This window comes from Cupriavidus sp. CuC1 (assembly GCF_044627735.1).
In the GTDB taxonomy this organism is placed as follows: domain Bacteria; phylum Pseudomonadota; class Gammaproteobacteria; order Burkholderiales; family Burkholderiaceae; genus Cupriavidus; species Cupriavidus ulmosensis.
Genome location: NZ_JBIUHC010000179.1, coordinates 1 through 19265, shown reverse-complemented (window position 1 = coordinate 19265; position 19265 = coordinate 1). Strand labels below are relative to the sequence as shown.

The 19265-nt window shown below is 65.1% G+C and carries 20 protein-coding genes and 1 pseudogene; 10 read left to right on the top strand and 11 right to left on the bottom strand.

Annotation, left to right across the window (positions count from 1 at the left end):
• Positions 1–156: 156 nt before the first annotated feature.
• The 4 genes from ACGLHR_RS43750 to ACGLHR_RS43735 all read left to right on the top strand — a co-directional run bounded on the left by ACGLHR_RS43750 (position 157) and on the right by ACGLHR_RS43735 (position 2237).
• Positions 157–558 (top strand): hypothetical protein, encoded by a 402-nt coding sequence (locus ACGLHR_RS43750; protein ID WP_400102108.1) that lies wholly within the window; start codon positions 157–159, stop codon positions 556–558.
• Between the two features lie 418 nt (positions 559–976).
• The gene (locus ACGLHR_RS43745) at positions 977–1186 is read left to right on the top strand and encodes a DUF2188 domain-containing protein (protein ID WP_400102107.1); all 210 of its coding nucleotides are present in this window, start codon (positions 977–979) and stop codon (positions 1184–1186) included.
• 19 nt (positions 1187–1205) lie between these two features.
• Positions 1206–1409: a hypothetical protein gene (locus tag ACGLHR_RS43740; RefSeq protein ID WP_400102106.1), complete on the top strand. Its 204-nt coding sequence runs from the start codon at positions 1206–1208 to the stop codon at positions 1407–1409.
• A 276-nt stretch (positions 1410–1685) separates the two neighbouring features.
• Entirely contained in the window at positions 1686–2237 is a 552-nt protein-coding gene (locus ACGLHR_RS43735) for a hypothetical protein (protein WP_400102109.1), read from the top strand.
• 359 nt (positions 2238–2596) lie between these two features.
• Here ACGLHR_RS43735 and ACGLHR_RS43730 read toward each other — a convergent pair.
• Together ACGLHR_RS43730 and ACGLHR_RS43725 are read right to left on the bottom strand one after the other, a co-directional pair.
• Positions 2597–2885 (bottom strand): annotated as a pseudogene (locus ACGLHR_RS43730) (helix-turn-helix domain-containing protein); the annotation flags it as partial.
• A 299-nt stretch (positions 2886–3184) separates the two neighbouring features.
• Entirely contained in the window at positions 3185–4555 is a 1371-nt protein-coding gene (locus ACGLHR_RS43725; protein WP_400102105.1) for an MFS transporter, read from the bottom strand.
• Positions 4556–4944: 389 nt separating this feature from the next.
• Between ACGLHR_RS43725 and ACGLHR_RS43720 the strand changes: the two genes are divergently transcribed.
• Complete coding sequence (locus ACGLHR_RS43720; RefSeq protein ID WP_400102104.1) at positions 4945–5385, top strand: Hsp20/alpha crystallin family protein; 441 nt, start codon at positions 4945–4947, stop codon at positions 5383–5385.
• Between the two features lie 15 nt (positions 5386–5400).
• Positions 5401–5808, top strand: a complete 408-nt coding sequence (locus ACGLHR_RS43715) for an Hsp20/alpha crystallin family protein (RefSeq protein ID WP_400102103.1) — start codon at positions 5401–5403, stop codon at positions 5806–5808.
• A gap of 106 nt (positions 5809–5914) precedes the next feature.
• Here the strand turns inward: ACGLHR_RS43715 and ACGLHR_RS43710 are convergent, their stop codons facing one another.
• Genes ACGLHR_RS43710 through ACGLHR_RS43700 form a run of 3 tightly spaced genes read right to left on the bottom strand, consistent with a single transcriptional unit; the run spans position 5915 to position 7986 of the window.
• Positions 5915–6226 (bottom strand): hypothetical protein, encoded by a 312-nt coding sequence (locus tag ACGLHR_RS43710; RefSeq protein WP_267605577.1) that lies wholly within the window; start codon positions 6224–6226, stop codon positions 5915–5917.
• A 49-nt stretch (positions 6227–6275) separates the two neighbouring features.
• Positions 6276–7079: a tetratricopeptide repeat protein gene (locus tag ACGLHR_RS43705; protein ID WP_400102102.1), complete on the bottom strand. Its 804-nt coding sequence runs from the start codon at positions 7077–7079 to the stop codon at positions 6276–6278.
• Positions 7080–7086: 7 nt separating this feature from the next.
• Positions 7087–7986, bottom strand: coding sequence for a Ku protein (locus ACGLHR_RS43700; protein WP_400102101.1), 900 nt, complete (start codon positions 7984–7986; stop codon positions 7087–7089).
• 400 nt (positions 7987–8386) lie between these two features.
• Here ACGLHR_RS43700 and tolA point away from each other — a divergent pair, with 400 nt between their 5' ends.
• A complete protein-coding gene (gene tolA / locus ACGLHR_RS43695) occupies positions 8387–9133 on the top strand; it encodes a cell envelope integrity protein TolA (protein WP_400102100.1) in 747 nt (248 codons plus the stop codon).
• A gap of 112 nt (positions 9134–9245) precedes the next feature.
• On the opposite strand, the gene ACGLHR_RS43690 is transcribed toward tolA, so the two are convergent.
• From ACGLHR_RS43690 to ACGLHR_RS43665, 6 genes are all read right to left on the bottom strand, one after another.
• Positions 9246–10076, bottom strand: a complete 831-nt coding sequence (locus ACGLHR_RS43690; protein ID WP_400102099.1) for a MetQ/NlpA family ABC transporter substrate-binding protein — start codon at positions 10074–10076, stop codon at positions 9246–9248.
• Positions 10077–10169: 93 nt separating this feature from the next.
• On the bottom strand, positions 10170–11624 hold the full coding sequence (locus ACGLHR_RS43685; protein ID WP_400102098.1) for an efflux transporter outer membrane subunit: 1455 nt from the start codon (positions 11622–11624) through the stop codon (positions 10170–10172).
• A complete protein-coding gene (locus tag ACGLHR_RS43680) occupies positions 11621–12607 on the bottom strand; it encodes an efflux RND transporter periplasmic adaptor subunit (RefSeq protein WP_400102097.1) in 987 nt (328 codons plus the stop codon). Before ACGLHR_RS43680 ends, ACGLHR_RS43685 begins: the two co-directional genes overlap by 4 nt.
• On the bottom strand, positions 12604–12813 hold the full coding sequence (locus ACGLHR_RS43675) for a DUF1656 domain-containing protein (protein ID WP_267605572.1): 210 nt from the start codon (positions 12811–12813) through the stop codon (positions 12604–12606). The genes ACGLHR_RS43680 and ACGLHR_RS43675 overlap by 4 nt, the downstream gene beginning before the upstream one ends.
• Positions 12810–14897 (bottom strand): FUSC family protein, encoded by a 2088-nt coding sequence (locus ACGLHR_RS43670; protein ID WP_400102096.1) that lies wholly within the window; start codon positions 14895–14897, stop codon positions 12810–12812. The genes ACGLHR_RS43675 and ACGLHR_RS43670 overlap by 4 nt, the downstream gene beginning before the upstream one ends.
• A gap of 4 nt (positions 14898–14901) precedes the next feature.
• Positions 14902–15363 carry a MarR family winged helix-turn-helix transcriptional regulator gene (locus ACGLHR_RS43665; RefSeq protein ID WP_400102095.1) on the bottom strand — a complete coding sequence of 154 codons (462 nt, stop codon included), beginning with the start codon at positions 15361–15363 and terminating at the stop codon, positions 14902–14904.
• Positions 15364–15669: 306 nt separating this feature from the next.
• On the opposite strand from ACGLHR_RS43665, the gene ACGLHR_RS43660 reads away from it, so the two are divergent.
• The 3 genes from ACGLHR_RS43660 to ACGLHR_RS43650 are packed head-to-tail and all read left to right on the top strand — an operon-like array spanning position 15670 to position 18502.
• On the top strand, positions 15670–16467 hold the full coding sequence (locus ACGLHR_RS43660; protein ID WP_400102094.1) for a crotonase/enoyl-CoA hydratase family protein: 798 nt from the start codon (positions 15670–15672) through the stop codon (positions 16465–16467).
• Between the two features lie 46 nt (positions 16468–16513).
• Complete coding sequence (locus ACGLHR_RS43655; RefSeq protein ID WP_400102093.1) at positions 16514–17692, top strand: thiolase family protein; 1179 nt, start codon at positions 16514–16516, stop codon at positions 17690–17692.
• Between the two features lie 45 nt (positions 17693–17737).
• Entirely contained in the window at positions 17738–18502 is a 765-nt protein-coding gene (locus tag ACGLHR_RS43650; protein WP_400102092.1) for an SDR family NAD(P)-dependent oxidoreductase, read from the top strand.
• Positions 18503–19265 lie beyond the last annotated feature (763 nt).

Here is a 19265-nt window from a genome sequence, read left to right as displayed (position 1 = left end):
TCAAATCTCCTCACGTGTCAAGACCTTGCGTTGATCAATCGCGGCCTTCTTTGCGCTGCTTAACTTGGGTGGATTGCGCTGCTGGCGCCCTACACTTCGGTTATCCCTGAATAACGAGAACAGGCCCATCGGGCCGGGCTTCGTTCGTCTCATGCCATGTTCAATTTTCACACCATGCTAATTGGTGGCCATGACAAAGAGGGGATTCGCTTTCGAGGTTCTGGCAAATTCCCAAACTGTCGCTTGCAGGCTCACTATCGTGATCAGGCCATCGATGTGACGGCAACTGGCTTCTTCAAAGCGCTTTGCCAAATTCGGGAAGTGCTGGCTCTGGAAGGTCTGTATCCGCACTGTCACGGATCGAGCCTGAATGTGTACGCCATCGGCAGCTCTCCGCAAGTGCATGACGGCTTGCGCGCGTATCGTCTAAGTATGGGCCGCGAGGTGACGACTCAGTTCGACATCGTGGAAATCTTTGACTGCTGCGAAGCGAGTGTGTTGCCGGTCACCGTGACAGAGCAATGCGACTACTGGCAATGGCTGCAGTCGACAGCATGACCGCCACGGCGCCAGCCCACGCGTTCTGTCATCCTTGCGTGCGGCGCGCTTCCCTCCCCTCAAGCAGAACGAATCTGGAGACGAAGATGCTCAGTCCAAATGAAATCGCCGCCTTGATGCTCTCGATAACACTGACGAGAAGCCCGAACTAGACCCCGCAAACCTCAGTGCTCTGGTACGTCAGCAACTCGTGCACTGGATGGGCCGGGATATGACCAAGGGCAATTGCACCTCACCAGCCACGGGCGCCGCTTTCTGGACACTATCGGCAAAGGGCGCTAACTAGCGGCCGCCTTGCCGCATCGTCAGCCTCTTCCAACACGGCTTTCAGAGGTGCCGCCAGCCAGGTAGGACGTTGCCCGACGGCACTTATGACCTGCCTTTCCTACACTCCAGTCATCCCTCAGGAGGAACTGCAATGCGAAGAGACTTGATGGTTTGTGCCGGGCATACTGGCTGGATCTTGAAAGTCCGTGGCACAGTTACAGCAATCCTCGAATTCGAATGCCAGGATGAAGCCGTGCGTGTTGGAAAAACCCTAGCGGTGCGCCATGGCGTCGATCTCGTAATCGAGGAACCCAGCGGACGAACTCACTGCATTCGTCCGGCCGAACCCCAGGCAGCATGACCCGGTTCGAGCCAGCGCCATGGCAAACAAAGCAAATTTCCCCGCCATACCCCACGGCAGTGGCTTAGACGTCAAGCAGGACGATGCCTTGCCACCGGAGATGGCACGGGTCCTGGCCAAGATAATCGCCCGCTTCGCAGGCCTACTATCCCTGATCGTCATTGGCGTGCGTGCGGCAGCCTCCATTGATCTGGCCATCCTCCCTCTCGGCGACGGTCAGTAATTGCCCGCGGGCTGCGGGCAATGGGTCAGAATCTGGCACGCCGGTCATAGCTCAATGACAGCTTTCCCGACGCACATTACGGGGAGCATTTCCTCGATGACTGCCGCCCCGACGAGGTTGTGCGAACGGCCGTTACGGCCGGGGTAACGGTCGTTGCCTCTCACCAGTTCGAAAGTGGACGGGAATAAAGAGCGTGCGCGCGTTGGGCGAGGCGGCATCAGGCCGTAAAATCTCCTTCATATCCGTTTCGAATTCCTGAATCTCGCCAAAACCATGATGAAGAAGGCCACCCTCCTCTCCGCCCTCCTATTGGCGTCGATCGCCGCCTACGCACAACCGCCAGGCAAGGATGCGGCGCCCCTCGGCCTTGAGCTTGGCAAGACCAAGTGCGCTCGGATGACGCCCGGTCCCAATCGCGTCAAGACTGGCGTGGCGCCGTGGGCCGGCGGGGACACGGTGGAGATCAAGCATCTGGACCGCTTCAATCTGCCAGGCCTGACCCGCGCGATCGTGAACTGCGACGCCCAGGACACGGTGGCGCTCATTTCCCTGACGTTCGATCGGTCCGCGCTGGAAGAGGTCAGCAAGAAGCTCGACGCCCGCTACGAGTCTAAGCGCAAGACCGAACCCAATGCCGAGAACGGCTACGCCGAGTGGGAGGCAGCCAACGGCAGCCTCGAGGTGCTTTACGCGCGCGACAGCAAGCAGTTCACCCTGGCGTACTGGGCCAAGGGCGCCAAGGCCAAGTACTTCACCTACAGTGGCACGAGCGACAAGAAGCCGGCCGCGCCAACGCAGCCCTCCCCGACACAGCCCGCACCGCTGTAACAGACCCGGCCGTCATCCCGATGCCGGTCTCGTTCGGCTTGCCGAACGCAGGAATAGCGCCCCGCAGACGGTAATCGTGCTGCTGAAGGTCTGGGGTGAGGCTGACGGCGGCCGCGACGACGGGCCAACTGCTCCACCGGCGCGATCCGGGGTCCGAAAGCGCATGCCGATATTGGTAATGACTGGCATGGAGCGATGTGGCAAGAAGGCCGCCCGGGGGCGGCGAATCGCTCACACGACTAAAGTTGTCTCTAAATTTCAACTAAAGTTGTGCTCATCAGTCGTGCCCTGTGCCCGAGGCGCCCTCAGGCGTACAGCTGGAAGCGCTGTGCCTGGGTGAACAATTCACAGAGCAAGATTTACTTGGTCGAGCGCAGATATTGATACAGCGTCTCGCGACTGATGCTGTAGTCGCGCGCGAGTTGGGCCTTGCGTTCGCTGGCCTCCACGCGGCGGCGCAGCTCGGCAACTTGCACCTCAGACAACGATGGCCTGCGGCCGCGATAGGCTTCCGCGTTGCTTCGCCAGCGCGGTCCCCTCACGTTGACGCTCGCGGAGCAGCGCGCACTCGAATTCGGCGAAGGCACCCATCACCGACAACATCAGGTTCACCATCGGAGAGTCATCGCCGGTGAACGTCAGGCTTTCAGACGTACTTGACGCCCGCCAGCTCGAAGATCTCAGCCTTCAGCGCCGATTAACCGAGCAACTGGTCGGTGACGATCTTGCGCGGCACCTCATGCTTCCCGACGAGAACAGGCAGACGCCGTCTCTGCGTCACCCAGGGGTTTTCCCGTTGCACCGCAGGATGTGCCGCAGGCCGATGTCTTCGCCACCGTGCATGGCGAGGCCGTGCTGGCAACCGCTTCAACGCCACCATGAGGTACTGGACCCGACCTGAGCCTCTTACCCGGGCGCGTTGACCGGAGCAGCGGCAAGCGGATCGATCATGCAACTGGGGTCGCGTGTCCGCTATCGCCCGTCGTCGGCGCGTCATCGTATTCCTGTGAGATGTCCTTGTTCGTGTAATCGCCCAGCCGCGAAGCGGCGATCAGGCTGATCGCCGCGCACGCCAGGATATAGCTCGCGATTGCATAGCCCGAATGGTAGTAAGCGAAGAGCGCGGTTGCAATCAGCGGCGCAGGGCCGCCGGCAATGACCGAGGCCAGCTGGTAGCCCAAGGACGCGCCGCTGTAACGCAGGCGCCCCGTGAAGGATTCAGCGATCAAAGCGGCCTGGGGACCGTACATCATCGAATGCGGTACCAGCGAGAGCACAATGGCCAAGAAGATCCACATCGGATCCTTGGTGCCGACCATCGCAAAATAGAGGAAACCGAATACGCCGACCACGGCCGCACCGATCATGTACATCCGCCGACGCCCGATCAGATCGGAAACATGGCCAAAGAACGGGATGGTGCCGAATTCCAGCACCGAAGCCGCCAGCACCGCCGTCAGCAACAGGTTGCGTGTCACGCCCAGTGTCGACACGCCATAGGTGAAGACAAAGGCGGTGAAGACGTAGAAAGGTGCCTGTTCGGCCATGCGGGCAAAGGCCGCGAGAAGGATGTCCTTCGGCTGGCGGCGCAACACCTCAAGCATCGGCGTCTTCTCGATCTTGCCCTCGGCCAAAAGCCGCGCGAAGATAGGCGTCTCGAGGATATTCAAGCGGATGTAGAAGCCGATCGCGACCAGTACGATGCTGATGAAGAACGGCACTCGCCAGCCCCAGGTGAGGAAGCCGCTGCCAGAGATCTCGCTCATGGCCAGCACTGCCAGGTTTGCCAGGAACAGTCCCGCCGGCACCCCGAACTGGGGCCAAGATGCGACGAAGCCGCGATGCGCGTTAGTGCGGGTCCATTCCATCGACATCAAGACCGAGCCACCCCATTCGCCCCCGACGCCCACACCTTGAATGAAGCGCAGCACCGTGAGCGCGACGGCGCCCCAGATGCCGATCTCTGCATAGGTAGGGACAAAGGCCACGGCAAACGTGGCGAGGCCCATCAACAACAGTGTCACGATCAGCGTGGCTTTGCGTCCGATGCGATCGCCGTAGTGGCCGAAAATGGCCGCGCCTACCGGCCGTGCTACAAAGCCGACCGCATAGATAAGGAAAGCCTGCAGTGTGCCGACGACCGGATCCGACTCCGGAAAATACAGCTTCGCGAAAACCAGGCCGGTCACCGTACTGTAGAGGAAGAAGTCGTACCACTCGATCGTGGTACCGATCGTGCTGGCGATGACGGCTCGGCGCAACTGGCGCCGAGCGTCCTGATCGGAGAGGGGCATCGCCCCTGCTTGCGTGGCAGCCATTTGGCATCTCCCCGATAAAGGGCGATATGCCGTATAGACAATTTGCACAATGAGGGGTTCCTGCCAGCCAATAGCCGCAAGGGGGGGATAGCGAACCAGGTAACGTCTACCCGACGTCGGCTCAGAACCAAGGAACCTGCATGCGCGTTGTGATCCGATGTGAGGGCATACAGTCTCTGCCCACCGACCGGCCGGAATGTGGCAATGAGTGGTCCCTCTTGACGCCCTCTTGACGCCTTCTTGAAAATTCCCGGAAAAGTACTAACTTGATTTCGCCCGGGCAGTCGCGATATCAAGCGCTGCATTCTTCGTAGTGGCTCAGGGCATGGGGGTGGGCAGTAGCCCATTCGCCTGTTCACCGCCTTGCCCGCTTGAAGGAGGAAACGATCATGAGCGATCCCTTCTATGGCACGGACCTCTTCAGCGAATTCGATCGCCTGCAACGGCAAATGGCGAGCCTGTTCGGCGGCTTTCCGTCCAGCCTGCGCTCGGCCCGCTACGGCGCGTTCCCGCCGCTCAATATCGGCGCGACGGACGAATCGATCGAGATCGTCGTATTTGCCCCCGGCATCCCGCAGGACAAGTTCGAAGTCTCGATCGACAAGGGCTTGCTGACCATCGCCGGCGAGCGCGAGCCGGTGGTTTCGGGCAACGATCCGGAGGTGCGGCCCTATGCGCAGGAGAGGTTTGCCGGCACGTTCCGGCGAGTCGTGGAACTACCGCAGACGGCGGACCCCGACAAGGTCAATGCGCGCTACGCCAACGGTTGCCTGTCGATCAGCGTAAGCAAGCGGGAGGCGTCCAAGCCCCGCGCGATCACCGTTCAGTAACACCAGGAGATTGCCATGACCGATATGACACAAGTCGCCAGGCGCGACGAGAGCGCGGTCACGCAGCGGCAAGACGAAAAGTCCGCGTCCAGGACGCCGCTGGTGCCTGCAGTGGACATCTACGAAACCCCTGCTGGCGTGGTGCTATGGGCGGATCTTCCCGGCGTCTCCAGGGACAAGCTGCAAGTGAATGTCCATGATGGCAACCTGCAGATCGATGCCGAGGCCGTGGTGCCCACGCCAGCGGGCCTGCGCATCCAGCATGCCGAGATCCGGCAGCCGCATTTCACGCGGACTTTTGCGCTGGGCCCGGACCTGGACGCCACGAAGATCGAGGCGAACCTGCAGGACGGCGTGCTGAAGCTGACCATCCCGCGCCGCGACGAGGCGCGCCCTCGCCGCATCGCCGTGACCGTGGGCTAGCACAGCTAGCATGATCGCCGGCATGGAGTGGCGGCGCCTTTCCGGGCTCCCCTTCCGTGCCGGCTATCGCTACGCGCCGTCGCGTCGCGCCAGGAGCTTCACTGCGTCACTGCGGCGGTATGCACTTGAGCACCGACACGAAGTGATCCATCGAAATCTCTACCTCGTCGTCCAGCTTGACGCCGCCGAACTCCACCAGCGCGCAGCCGGCGCGATCGATACTGAACACCACGGCTTTCCACGTGCCGTCGGGCACAGGCAGTGTCAGGCGCGTGTTGAATTCGACCTGTGGATCGATCCGGCTTCGCACGGCAACGAGGTCGCCCGCTTCCGGGCGGATCGCGCCAACGGCCACCACTTCGCCAAGGACAGGTTGCCCTGGCGCAAACGGTGCTCGCGCAAAGTTTTCCTGCTTCATGATTCAGTACCCTCCTTTGCGATGATCCTACAAAAAGACGGCTGGCTTTTCAAAGCGGCTGCAGCCTCCTGTACGCGTTGAAATGCCGGATCGCCCGCATGTCGTCACCCATCGACTCATACAGCCGGGCCGCATTGAAATGGGCATCCGCGAATTCCGGCGCGAGTTCAATGCAATGCGCATAGCTGGCCAGCGCCTCTGCTTGCAGGCCGTCATCCTCCAGCGCGACCGCCAGGTTGAAATGCATCAGCGGCTCGCGGGGGAGGTGCGCAAGCCCACAGCGATAGAGCGCGATGGCCTCGCCGAAGTGGCCGGCGTCGCACAGCATGCAGCCCAGGTTGAGATAGGGCTCGAGATAGCCCCCATCGAGCGACAGCGCGCGGCGGTACGCCTGCTCCGCTTCGTCGGGCGCCTCGGCCTCCAGTTCGCAACCTGCCTGGAACCAGGCGCTCGCTTCGGTGGCCGGAGCCTGATGAATGGAATGGACGGCGGCGGCGGCCTCATCCGGCTCGAAGTCCATCAGCAACTGGCCCGATTCCGCCTGCCACTGGCGGACTGCGTCACGGGTTGCCACCTCGTTGCCGATAGCGCGAATCCGCACGCCAGTCAGCGGCGCTTCCTGCCCTCTGGATGCCTTCAATCTCGAGAGCGCGCGCGAGATGCGGCGGCTCGGGATCTGCGCCTCGTGCAACGAGTTGGCGGTCCGCAGCATGACCATGTCCTGGAATGTGAAGAGGTATTCGCGCCGCGCGCCGCGGCTTGGCGTGACCACGCCATCCGCGATCAGCCGGGCGGCAACCGAGCGCGGGATGCCGAGCAAGGCCTGGATCTCGCGCATCGTATAGAGCGTCATTGCCCGATTACTTCTTGCCTGCGGCGCGGCGCGCGGGCGCGGGTGCCGGGGCAGCGGCCGTCGCGCGGCGCGCGGTCTTGCGTGCCTTCGGCGCATCCGGCGCCGCGCCCGCTTTGCCCGCGGCGCGCTTGCGCTGCTGAACGCTGGCGCGCAGCGCTTCCATCAGGTCGATGACTTCCGCGCCCTGGCTGGACTCGCGATGTTCCGTCACGGTGATCTTCTTGCCCGCGATCTTCTTGTCGATGGCCGCGAGCACCCGCGCCTTCTCCTCGTCCGCGTACGCAGCCGGGTCGTAGCTGGCCACCGTGTTCTGCTCGATCAGTTGCAGCGCCAGCGACAGCTCCGCGGCATGCACCTCCGCCTTCTCGACATGCAGGTCGGCCATGGAGCGCACCTCGTCGGCATAGAGCAACTGCTGCAGGATCAGGCCATCGTCCCCGGCGCGCACCTGGACCATGTACTGCTTGCCCTTCCAGACCCACTGGGCCAGCGCGCAGGTGCCGGTCTGTCGCATCGCCTCGGTCAGCAGGGCATAGGGCTTGGCCCCGCGCTTGTCCGGTCCAAGGTAATAGGCATTGTCAAAGTAGATCGGATCGATCGCGCCGACCGGCACGAACGACACGATGTCAATCGTATGGCGGGCCTCGGCCTCCAGCGCATCCAGTTCTTCCGGCTCGAAGACCACATAGTGATCCTTCTCGAACTCGTAGCCCTTCACTATCTCGGAGCGCTCCACCACCACGTCCTCGCGCAGGCAGATGTACTGCTGCTTCAGGCGCGAGCCGCACCCCTTGTGCAGCAGGTTGAAGCCGACGCCCGATTTGCTTTCCGTCGCGGCGTACACCTTCACTGGAATCGAGACAAGCCCGAAGCTGAGGGAAAGGGAAGCAATGGAGCGAGCGGCCATGGCGAATCACCCTGCAAGGAAGGGGGCGGGATCTTTCCCATATAGCTTAGACCGTGCCCGGCAAAGCGGCGTCGGCCGCTGCGCGGGCGATGGCTGAGGCGGCACTTTTTGGGGTCAGGTTGCGGTTGAGGCGTGCAAGCGGTGCGGTGGGGATCTGTAAATATTGCGATGGGACGGACCAACCGCCAGGCTGGACCTGGCGCTGGCTGGCACCCCCACGGAATCCCGCTTGCCTACCGCAACGATGCCGACCTAAGCTGCATAGAGTGATGCCATGCGCGGGTTCGCGCACAAAGCACCGCACCGACTCCCTTCACTGGGATGTGAGAGGGATTCAAGAGTGATTCAAAAGTGACAGAGCATTGACTATGCATCGCCCGCACGTGGCCTGCCGCGCGTCATGAAGACCATTGCCCATCCGTATCAACTGGTACAGGAGCGAGGAACGCTGAAGTGTTTCCTGCTGGCTCTGTTCATGCACCTGCTGCTGGGCATGCTGCTCTACTACGGGGTGCACTGGCAAAGCCGCACGCCGGCTGGCGTGGAGGCGGAACTGTGGGACACGGTGCCCGACATCTCGCAGCCCCAGCCGGTGGTCCAACCGAAGCCGGTGGAGCCGGAACCCGTGGTGAAACCGCAGCCGGATGAGAACGCCGACATCGCCTTGCAGGCGCAGAAGCGCAAGCAGGCTGCAGCGGCCGAGGAAGCCAGGCAGGCTGATCAGCGCGAACACAAGGCGCGCGAAGCGGAGCGACAGGCCGCACTGAAGCAACAGCGCCAGAGCGAGCTGGCGCGCCTGCAGGCCATGGCCAACAGCGCCCCCACCACCGGTGGCGTGGGCAGCCGCGCGGGCACAGGCGCCGGTGCGGGTGGCAATGCCTCGCCCGGCTACGCGGACCGCGTGCGCCGCCGCGTCAAGCCGAACATCATCTTTGCCGAAGAGATTGCCGGCAACCCGGCCGCGGTGGTCTCGGTGCGCATGGCGCCGGACGGCTCGCTGCTGTCGGTGCGGCTGACCAAGTCCAGTGGCAATGCCGGCTGGGACAACGCCGTGCTGCGCGCGGTGGAGCGATCCGATCCGCTGCCGCGCGACGAAAACGGCGTAGCGCCCCCCGGCGTCAACATCACGTTCATGCCAAGGGAGTAGCCGCCTGCCACAACACAAACAAAAGCCCCTTTCGGAGCTTGCGATCCGAAAGGGGCTTGACTGTTGGGCCAGCGCAACCGGGGCTATTGAATGTTGCCGGTAGCCCGCCCAATCAGAACGACGGCACCATCGCACCCTTGAACTCGTTCTTCATGAACTGCCGCACCTCTTCCGACTGGTAGGCGGCGACCAGCTTCTTCACCCACGGCTTGTCCTTGTCCTGCGTGCGTACCGCGATGATGTTGGCGTACGGGCTGTGGATGTCTTCCAGCGCGATGGCGTTGCGGGTCGGCTGCAGGCCGGCGGCGAGCGCGTAGTTGGTGTTGATCACCGCCGCTGCCACGTCGGGCAGTGAGCGCGCCAGTTGCGCGGCATCGAGCTCGACGAGCTTCAGCTTCTTGGGGTTGTCGCTGACATCCAGCGGCGTTGCGTTGACGCCGTTGGTGCCGACGCCGCTCTTGAGCTTGATCACGCCTTGCGCGGCCAGCAAGAGCAGCGCGCGATTCTCGTTGGAGGGGTCGTTGGGCACGGCGACCTTGGCGCCTTGCGGCAGGTCCTTGGGTGACTTCAGCTTCTGCGAGTAGATGCCCAGCGGGGAGATATACGTGTAGCCCACGCTCACCATCTTGTAGCCGCGCTGCTTCACCTGGCTGTCCAGGTAGGGCTGGTGCTGGAAACTGTTGGCGTCGAGGTCGCCGGCGTCGAGCGCGGCGTTGGGCTGCACGTAGTCGTTGAACTCGACGACCTTGATGTTGAGCCCTTGGCGCTTGGCGGCCTTTTGCACTACCTGCCAGACCTGCGCGTCCGGGCCGCTGACGGTGCCGACGCGCAGGGTCTGCTCCTGCGCCATCGTAGCGCCCGATGCCACGATGCCGAGCGTGGCTACCGCGATGGACAGCGCTTTACGGAGGGCGGGATAAGAGAAACCAGAGAAGTTAGACATGCTGCTTGTGTTCCTTTGCGCCATGCAAGCAAGCTTGCATGGCTTTAACCATGATGACGGCCCAGCGCGCGTTCAGTGCGCGTTCAATGCGCCTCACTCGCTCATCGTGCGCGACTCGACCTTGGGCGCATTTTGCCATCCACCGCCCAGCGCAAGGAAGAGATTGATCTGGTCCAGCGCCACCTGGCTTTCCGACGCCGCCAGCGACGCCTCGGTGCTGGCCAGCGTGCGGTCGGCGTCCAGGCTCGACAGGTACGGCGAGCGGCCGGCCTGGTAAAGCTGGCGGTTCTGCCGTGCGACTTCATTGGCCTTGTCGCGAGCATCGCGCAGCGCCTGGGTGCGCTCCAGCTCCCGCGTATAGCTGCTCAGCGCCGACTGCGTTTCACGCAGCGCCTTGAGCACCACGCCGTCGAAGTGGGCGAGTGCTGCTTCGGCGCCGGCTTCGGTGCCGTGGATGCGGGCGCGCGTGCCGCTGGTCGGGATGTTCCAGGTGATCAGCGGACCATAGCCCCAGTGCGCGGTCGGCGCTTGCCCGAGGTGATCCAGGATGCCGGTAAAGCCAGCGGAGGCGCCGATGCGGATGGACGGGTACAGATCCGCCGTGGCGACACCGATCTTGGCCGTGGCCGAGGCGAGCTCGCGCTCGGCCTGGCGCACGTCGGGCCGGCGCTTGAGCAGCGCGGCGCCGTCGCCCACAGGCAGCGCCTGGCGCAGCCTGGGTTCTTCGTGGCAAGCGTACTCGGCCTGTGAGGCGGCGCTGGGCGGCTTGCCCAGCATCACCGCCAGCCGGTACGCCGCGCCCTCTTGCTCGGCCTTGAAGCGCGGCAAGGCAGCGCGCAGCACGTCGGCCTGGGCCTGGGAGCGCAGCAGGTCCACCGGCTGCCCGCGCCCGGCATCGACCATCTTGCGGGCCAGCTCGACGCCGCGGCGCTGCAACTCCAGCTGATGCTCAGCCACGGTGAGTTCATGCGTGGCGGCGCAGCCCTGCACGTAGGCACGCACGGTCTCGGCCACCACGCCAACGCGTGCCTGGTCGAGCGCCGCCTGGCTGGCTTGCGCGCCGGCCAGTGCCGCCTCATCGGCGCGCGCGAGCTTGCCGAAGAAGTCGATCAGGTAGGAAACCTTGAAGCCGACATCGCCAAAGTTCATCGCCGGGATCTTCTCTTCCTTGAGCAGCGGCTCGCCGGCGATCTGCCCGCGCTCCGCGCTGGCGGAGAGCTTGGCTTCCGGCAGGTTCTCCGCCTCCACCTCGTGGTAGACCGCGATGGCGCGCTTCAGGTTGGCCGCTGCCACGCGCAGATCGGTATTAGCGACGAGCGCCTGCTGCACCAGTTGGTCGAGCTTGGGATCGTCATACAGGCGCCACCAGCCATCGGGCACCTCGGCAATCGATACGGCGGGATTGTTCGTGCCGAGCAGCGGGCCGTTGGCCGCTTCCGCCTTCACGGCGGCGTTGTCCGGCACATGGTAGTCGGGACCGACGGTGGTGCAGGCAGCAAACAGCAGCGGCACCAGTGCCGGCAGCAGGGCTTTGCGCAACGTGTTCACTGCGCGCCTCCCTGGCTGGCGGCTCCCTTGCCGGCCAGCGCGAGCTTGTCCTTCTGGCCCTCCTGGCCCTTCGGGTCCTTCGGGTCCTGCGGCTCGGCCTGCGCCTTGTCCCGCGCCGAGGGTTCGCGCACGGACACGGTCGCGGTACGGCCCGCCACCATCCGCAGGTCGGCGGGCGGCTCGTCCAGCGCGATGCGCACCGGGATACGCTGCGCAAGGCGGACCCAGTTAAACGTCGGGTTCACATTCGGCAACAGGTTGGACCCGTTGGTGCGGTCCCGGTCCTCGATGCCGGCGGCGATGCTCTGCACGTGGCCATGCAGCACGCGGGATTCGCCCATGATGCGGATGTCCACCGAATTGCCGATATGGATGCCGTGCAGCTTGGTTTCCTCGAAGTAGCCTTCCACGTGGAAGGAGTTCGCATCCACCATCGACAGCACCGGGCGGCCAGTGTTGACGTAGTCGCCCAGTCGCGGCAGCCGGTCGTTCAGGTAGCCATCGACCGGGCTGAGCACGCTGGTGCGCTCCAGGTTGAGCTTGGCGAGGTTGACCGCGGCCTGCGCCTGCGCCAGCGCGGCCTCGCCTTGCTGGACCTTGGCCAGGCCTTCTTCCACCACTTCCTTGGAGACGACCTCGGACAGGGTCTGGCTGCGGCGTGCCTCACGGCGGGCCTGCGCGAGCATGGCACTCTGCGCCGCCGCGGTGGCCTGGGCCTGCTGCAGCGCGAGCGCGAAGCGGTCGCGGTCGATCTCGAACAGCGGCTGCCCGCGTTGCACGCGCTGGTTGTCCTTGACCAGGACCTTGGTCACCAGCCCGGACACGTCCGGCGCGATCTGCACCACGTCCGCGCGGATATGGCCGTCGCGGGTCCATGGCGCCACCGTGTAGTAATCCCACAGGTGCTTGACGACGACGACCGCGACCGCGGTGACGACAAGGGTAAGGACGATGGGTCCAAGCGTACGAAGATTCAGTTTCATGACTGCAGCCGATAGACCAGGTGGACGATGCCGCCCAGGACGATCACATATAACGCCAGATTGAACAGGGACCGGTGCCAGACCAGCCGATAAAAACCCACACGCGCCAGCACGGCGCGCGCGCAAGCCGTGATCACGAACGCCACCAGCATCCACGCCAGCAGGCTCGGGACAAACACACCATAGACGTCGACTTCACCGCTCATTGCTTGTTGCTCGCTTGCTTGCTCATTGGGTCTGCCGCCTGGCCTGCGGGCTGGGCACCAGCCGCGCTCATCGCCGCGGGTGCTGCCGAAAACAACGCGACGTGCATCTCCACCAGCGCGGCGAAGGCTTCGCGCGAAGCGTGGTCGGCGCGCGAGGCAACCTTGCGGATCGCCTTGCCCAGCCGGTCGCGCAGCACTTGCGGCGGCGTGTCGGCACGGGCATCCAGGCGTGCCTGGTAGTAGCTGGCGATGCCCTGCAGCACGCGGCGCACCGAGTGCTGGTGCTCCGGCGCCAGCGCGGACAGTTCGCGCTGCAGCGCCAGCGTGCTGAGTTCCACGCGCACTTCGGTAAAACCGTCGCCGGTGGTTTCATCCTCGCTGGCCGCCAGCCGCGGCACCAGTTGCGCCAGGCGGTCCAGCATGCGGGCACGCAAGTGCGCGTGCTCGCCCGGCTCGCGCCCGGTGGCGTTGCGGGCGATGTCGCCCCAGCTGGCGCGCACCAGCCGCCGCACCGCGGCCTTGGTCCCGAACGGCCGCGCCACCAGGGTCCACACCAGTGCGAACAGGATGCCGGCGATGCCGGCCACGTTGCCATTGAAAAAGGCGTTGAAGTCGGCGTTGTAGGCGCCCTGGATGCCGATATCGTTGGCCGTGACCACGGCCAGCGGCATGGCGATCAGCGCGAGCCGGGGCTGCGCCATCATCACGCCGATGATCAGGTAAGGCACCGCGAACATCAGCACCAGCATTTCGAAATCGTGCGCGTTCGGCAGGACCACGAACAGGTAGATAGTGGCGAGCACCAGGCAGACCACGTTCCAGCGGAAGAACGAGCGGATCATGGGCGCCGGCTCGTCCATCGCGGCAAAGAAGCAGCACGACACCGCGCCCAGCGCGACCGCGCCGGCACCATCCGCCCAGCCCGTCCAGATCCACACCATGCCCATGCTGAAGATCGCCAGCGCCGTCGTGGCGGTGGAGAACAACAGCATGCCGTGATCGTAGTGGCGCGCGGCGCCCACGCCCCAGCGCTGGAACACGGGCGCCCAGTCGCCCTCCGGTGCCGCCTCGCCGATACGACGCTGCAGCGATACGCAGTCCTGCCACAACTCCATCAGCTCGCGCAGGCGGCCCTCGGCGGTGGCGGCCAGTGCCGAGGGCCAGTCAGGCCCGGCACTGCCGGGCTCCAGGCCGGCGTCGGCGATGGGCGCGTCCGGGGATAGCTGCAACGCCGGCAGCGGCGCCTGCGCGCCCGCGCTGATCCACGCCGACACCAGCGCCATATTGTGCGACAGGCGCTGCGGAATGCCGGCGGCGTGCTGGTGCAAGGCATCCACCACGGAGGCCAGCGACGACAGCACGGGCAGCAGCATGGTCATGCGGCCACGCAGCTCCTGCGCGTGCTTCACGCGCGCGGCGCTCTCGGCGTCGTAGGAGAGATGGCTGATCAATTGGTCGAGCGCGAGGATGTCGGCGGCCAGGCGATGGCGGCTGTGATGGCGCGACACCTTCGCGGCCGGATGGGCCGAGAGCATATCGGTGGCCCACAGCGCGGCGTCCGCCAGCCACTGGCCGGATTTCTGGCCGAGCACCGTGGCTACCTTGGCGGGGAAGATGGTCGAGCCGACGATGCTCGCGCACAGGATGCCCAGGCAGATCTCCTCGGCCCGCGCCACGGCGATATCGAACACGCCCCCGGGATCGCTCACCGAGGGCAAGGCCACCATCGGCAGCGTATAGGCCGCCAGCATGAACACATAGCTGCGCGGCGTACGGTGCAGCAGCGCGACATAGAGCAGGATGCCGGTCCATAGCGCCACCGCAGCCATCAGCAGCACCGGCGCATTGACCAGCGGCGGCACGATGGCCACGGATGCGGCTGCGCCAAGCAGCGTGCCAAGCACGCGATACAGCGCCTTGGAACGCGTCGCGCCGGTGAGCGGATGCGCCACGATATACACGGAGGCCATGGCCCAGTACGGGCGCGGCAGGCCGAGGTACAGCGCGATGAACAGCGCCAGCATGGCCGCAGCAAAGGCTTTGAGGGAAAAGATCCAATCCCGTCCGGTGGGCCAGCTAACCATGTTCTTACGACCCGGAAACGGTGTTGGGGGTGGACTCGGCTGCGCGGGCGAGCGCATTGAGCACGCGCATGGCGCCCTCGAAATCCTGTTCGCTGATGTCAGCAAAGACGCGGGCCCGCAGATGCTTGAGCTCAGCCTCGAGTTTTTCGGCAAGGGCCTCGCCGGCATCGGTGAGCCAGAGCGCATTGGCCCTGCGATCGTTCGCATCCACTTCCCGGCGCACAAGGCCCGCCGCGGAGAGCTGGTCAACCAGGCGCACCAGCGATGCGCCTTCCAGCCCGACATAGTCCGCCAAGGTGACCTGGCGCACGCCGCCGCCAAGGCGGCGGATAAACAGCAAGGGCCCCGCGGCGGCGGCGGAAATACCGTAGGCGGTGACGGCACCCTGGGAAATGTGGCGCCATTGGCGGCCGGCCAGCATGAGCTGGCCGGTAAAGGCGAAACGGAGGGTGTCGATTGAAGGCATGGACGGAATGATAGCAGCCATATAGTTAGGATGCAAATTATCACCGTACAAAGCAATCGAAGCAGGTATCGGGCGGTGCATTCGGCACACGAACCCTCGCCGGTAGAAGTTGGCAAGCTTGCGGGCTGGCCTTGAATGCGGATGCGGCGGGGACCGATGCGCGGCTGCGCTGATATACGGCGGATATCAGTGCAGCCCAAATGAATATTGGACACCCGGGGGCGCGCTCCCTTAGCCTTTTGGGATAAGCCAATGTCGGCGGCGCCGCTCGGCGCCGGCCAACGACTACAACGACCGGAGACCAGCATGACAAGCTTCCTGCGCTACGCGCAGCAGGGCCACATCGTGACCCTGACCATGAACGAACCGGAGCGGCGCAATCCCCTCACCGGCAACACCGCTGTGGCCGACTTCCTGGAGGCCATCGACCGTATCCACCGTGACGGCAGCGTACGCGCGGTGATCATCACCGGCGCCGGCACCGCGTTCTCCTCGGGCGGCAATATCCGCGACATGGAGCGCCAGGCTTCGGGCCAGGTGCCCGGCATGGAGATTCGCCAGGACTACCGCCTGGGCATCCAGCGGCTGCCGCTGGCGCTGTTCAACCTGGAGGTGCCGGTGATCGCCGCCGTCAATGGCGCGGCCATGGGCGCGGGCCTGGACCTGGCCTGCATGTGCGACATGCGCATCGCCTCGGAGCAGGCGCAGTTTGCCGAGAGCTTCGTCAAGCTGGGGATCATTCCGGGCGATGGTGGCGCATGGCTGCTGCCGCGGGTGATCGGCCTTGCACGCGCCGCGGAGCTGACCTTCACCGGCCAGGTCATCGATGCGCGCCAGGCGCTGGAGTGGAACCTGGTCTCTCGCGTGGTGCCGCCGGATCAACTGCTGCCCACGGCCAATGAACTGGCCGAACGCATCGCCGCCAATCCACCGCATGCGGTGCGGCTGGCCAAGCGCCTGTTGCGCGAGGCGCTGCATACACGCCTGGATACCTTGCTGGAATTGTCGGCCGGCTTCCAGGCGTTGTCGCACCAGACTTCGGACCACCGGGAAGCGGTGTCGGCTTTCCTGGAGAAGCGCAAGCCCGAGTTCACCGGCAGCTGATCCAGCGTCGTTCCCACATCCATCAAGAGACATCCGGAGACCCACCATGCAGCAAGCCGTCATCGTCGACGCCATCCGTTCGCCCATGGGCCGCTCCAAGCCCGGCTCCGCCTTCACCGAACTCCATTCCACGGAATTGCTGGCACAGGTGCTGGCCGGGCTGGTCGAGCGCAACAAGCTGGACCCCGGGCTGGTGGAAGACGTCATCACCGGCTGCGTGAGCCAGGTCGGCGAGCAATCGGCCACGCCCGGCCGCGTGGCGTGGCTGGCTGCGGGGTTCCCCGAACATGTGCCCTCCACCACCATCGACCGCAAATGCGGGTCCAGCCAGCAGGCCGTGCATTTTGCCGCGCAAGGCATCATGGCGGGCGCCTACGACATCGTGATTGCCTGCGGCATCGAATCCATGAGCCGCGTGCCGATGGGCTCGGGGCGCATCGGCCAGAATCCGTATGGCCCGTCGTTCGAGGCGCGCTACGCGCCCGGGCTGGTGTCGCAAGGCGTGGCGGCGGAGCTGGTCGCGGCGCAGTGGGAACTGTCGCGCGACGATCTCGACCAATACTCCGCGCAATCGCACCAGCGCGCGCACCAGGCGCGAGAAGCCGGCGCCTTCCGCCGCGAGATCCTGCCGGTCCGTACCGCCGCGGGCCTCGTCGAGCACGATGAAACCATCCGCCCCACCACCACCGCCGAGCGCCTGGCCACGCTGGCGCCGTCCTTCCGCGACGAAGCGCTCGGCCAGCGCTTCCCGCAGATCGGCTGGCATGTGACCGCCGGCAATGCCTCGCAGATCAGCGACGGCGCCGCCGCCATCCTGCTGATGAGCGAGCGCGCCGCCTCCCGCCTCGGCCTGAACGCCCGCGCGCGCTTCATTGCGTTCGATGCCTGCGGCGACAGCCCCCTGACCATGCTGACCGCGCCGATTCCATCCAGCAAGCGCGCGCTGGAAAAGAGCGGCCTCAACCTCGATGCGATTGCACACTACGAGATCAACGAGGCCTTTGCCTGCGTGCCGCTGGCATGGCAACGCGCGCTAGGCGCCGACCCGGCACGCCTGAATCCGCGTGGCGGCGCGATCGCGCTCGGGCATCCGCTGGGCGCCTCGGGCGCGCGCCTGATGACCACGATGCTGCACGCGCTGGAAGACGGCGGCGGGCGCTACGGCCTGCAGTCGATGTGCGAGGCTGGGGGCATGGCCAACGCCACCATCATCGAACGGCTCTGAGCCAATACGCATACAGCATTGATACCTGGAACCAGGAGACACAAGATGAAGCTTGCCAACATGTCCGCCGTTGTCACCGGCGGCGCCTCCGGGCTGGGCCTCGCCTGCGCCCGCCGCCTCACCGAGCGCGGCGTTGCCGTGGTGATCGCCGACTTGTCCGAAGAGAACGGCGCCGCCGCCGTGCAAGAGCTCGGCGATCTCGCCCGCTTTGTCCAGGCCAATGTCTGCGACACCGCGCAGATGACCCGCGTGTTCGACGCGGCCGACGCGCTCGGCACCATGCGCGCGCTGATCCATTGCGCCGGCGTGGGCGGCCCGGTGCGCCTGGTGGAGAAGGACGGCCAGCCCGGCTCGCTGGAGAAATACGAATCGATCGTGCGCATCAACCTGGTCGGCACCTTCAACACGCTGCGCCTGGCCGCGGCCCGCATGGCCCGCAACGAGCTGGTCGATGGTGAGCGCGGCGCCTGCGTGCTGACTGCCTCGGTAGCCGCGTATGAAGGCCAGATCGGGCAGATCCCTTATGCGTCGGCCAAGGCCGGCATCGTCGGCATGACGCTGGTGGCGGCACGCGACCTGGCGCAGCGGATGATCCGCGTCTGCACCATCGCGCCCGGCCTGTTCGACACCCCGCTGCTGGCCCGCCTGCCGGAGAACGTGCGCGCCTCGCTCGGGGCCTCGGTGCCGCACCCGGCGCGGCTGGGCCTGCCCGATGAATTTGCCTCGACCGCGCTGCATATCCTGGAGAACGCCATGCTCAACGGGGAGACGATCCGCCTCGACGGCGCGATCCGCATGACGCCGCGCTAAAGGCGTTGCCGTTGCAGCGGTGGACAGGTAGAGCCGGACCATACCGGCCGCCGCGCCCGTATCCGGGCACCATGCATCCCGGAGGAGACACCCCCATGCATACCAAGCTGTTCAAGCGCTTGCCTGCAAAGCCCCGGGCTCCGGGTTGGCGAGAGGGGTGTGCACGACAACGCAGATCCGGCTTTGTCAGCAAGCTGACAGACCTGATGCATTCGCCGAAGCCGCCGAACAGGCCAAAGCCGCGTGCCATGACGACGGCTGTCTCTCCCTCTCCCCTCACGGGGAGAGGGAGAGGGGTGGCTTAGATCGCGGTAGGAATGCCCATTACTGAGCACCCCCCGCACAGATCCCGGCGTGCCCAATTCGGGCACCGGGCTCCTACCTCGGGTGTTTGACGGCGAAGCGCTGATCGGGCCATGGATGGAGGATTCGAGGTTGCGGGAGCCAAGCATCTGCGAGCCGGTTCATTCGCTCCCATGTCATTGCGTCCTTCTGGCTGCGTCGCCGGAGCGTGCGCCGCCATAGGTCAGTGACGTGATAGCGGAATGCGCCAAGCACTCGCGAGTTCGTGGGTACAGCGTGATATGCGAAGTAGCCGCGCACCACCTGCTTGAGCCAACGTCCCTGTGCAGGAATCGGCTCGTGCATGCGCCTCCGGAGCTCCTCCTTGACCTGCCTGAGCTTCGCCCGCATGCGATCGCCTCGGGTCTTTCGCTGCAACTGAAAGGCACCACGGCGCGATCGTCCGCAGATAAAGATGAAA

What these genes read in the sequence shown, in the direction of transcription:
- ACGLHR_RS43750 (WP_400102108.1), top strand. Translation starts at nt 157, where the DNA reads ATGTTCAATTTTCACACCATGCTAATTGGTGGCCATGACAAAGAGGGG.
- ACGLHR_RS43745 (WP_400102107.1), top strand. Translation starts at nt 977, where the DNA reads ATGCGAAGAGACTTGATGGTTTGTGCCGGGCATACTGGCTGGATCTTG.
- ACGLHR_RS43740 (WP_400102106.1), top strand. Translation starts at nt 1,206, where the DNA reads ATGGCAAACAAAGCAAATTTCCCCGCCATACCCCACGGCAGTGGCTTA.
- ACGLHR_RS43735 (WP_400102109.1), top strand. Translation starts at nt 1,686, where the DNA reads ATGAAGAAGGCCACCCTCCTCTCCGCCCTCCTATTGGCGTCGATCGCC.
- ACGLHR_RS43725 (WP_400102105.1), bottom strand. Translation starts at nt 4,555, where the DNA reads ATGGCTGCCACGCAAGCAGGGGCGATGCCCCTCTCCGATCAGGACGCT.
- ACGLHR_RS43720 (WP_400102104.1), top strand. Translation starts at nt 4,945, where the DNA reads ATGAGCGATCCCTTCTATGGCACGGACCTCTTCAGCGAATTCGATCGC.
- ACGLHR_RS43715 (WP_400102103.1), top strand. Translation starts at nt 5,401, where the DNA reads ATGACCGATATGACACAAGTCGCCAGGCGCGACGAGAGCGCGGTCACG.
- ACGLHR_RS43710 (WP_267605577.1), bottom strand. Translation starts at nt 6,226, where the DNA reads ATGAAGCAGGAAAACTTTGCGCGAGCACCGTTTGCGCCAGGGCAACCT.
- ACGLHR_RS43705 (WP_400102102.1), bottom strand. Translation starts at nt 7,079, where the DNA reads ATGACGCTCTATACGATGCGCGAGATCCAGGCCTTGCTCGGCATCCCG.
- ACGLHR_RS43700 (WP_400102101.1), bottom strand. Translation starts at nt 7,986, where the DNA reads ATGGCCGCTCGCTCCATTGCTTCCCTTTCCCTCAGCTTCGGGCTTGTC.
- tolA (WP_400102100.1), top strand. Translation starts at nt 8,387, where the DNA reads ATGAAGACCATTGCCCATCCGTATCAACTGGTACAGGAGCGAGGAACG.
- ACGLHR_RS43690 (WP_400102099.1), bottom strand. Translation starts at nt 10,076, where the DNA reads ATGTCTAACTTCTCTGGTTTCTCTTATCCCGCCCTCCGTAAAGCGCTG.
- ACGLHR_RS43680 (WP_400102097.1), bottom strand. Translation starts at nt 12,607, where the DNA reads ATGAAACTGAATCTTCGTACGCTTGGACCCATCGTCCTTACCCTTGTC.
- ACGLHR_RS43675 (WP_267605572.1), bottom strand. Translation starts at nt 12,813, where the DNA reads ATGAGCGGTGAAGTCGACGTCTATGGTGTGTTTGTCCCGAGCCTGCTG.
- ACGLHR_RS43670 (WP_400102096.1), bottom strand. Translation starts at nt 14,897, where the DNA reads ATGGTTAGCTGGCCCACCGGACGGGATTGGATCTTTTCCCTCAAAGCC.
- ACGLHR_RS43665 (WP_400102095.1), bottom strand. Translation starts at nt 15,363, where the DNA reads ATGCCTTCAATCGACACCCTCCGTTTCGCCTTTACCGGCCAGCTCATG.
- ACGLHR_RS43660 (WP_400102094.1), top strand. Translation starts at nt 15,670, where the DNA reads ATGACAAGCTTCCTGCGCTACGCGCAGCAGGGCCACATCGTGACCCTG.
- ACGLHR_RS43655 (WP_400102093.1), top strand. Translation starts at nt 16,514, where the DNA reads ATGCAGCAAGCCGTCATCGTCGACGCCATCCGTTCGCCCATGGGCCGC.
- ACGLHR_RS43650 (WP_400102092.1), top strand. Translation starts at nt 17,738, where the DNA reads ATGAAGCTTGCCAACATGTCCGCCGTTGTCACCGGCGGCGCCTCCGGG.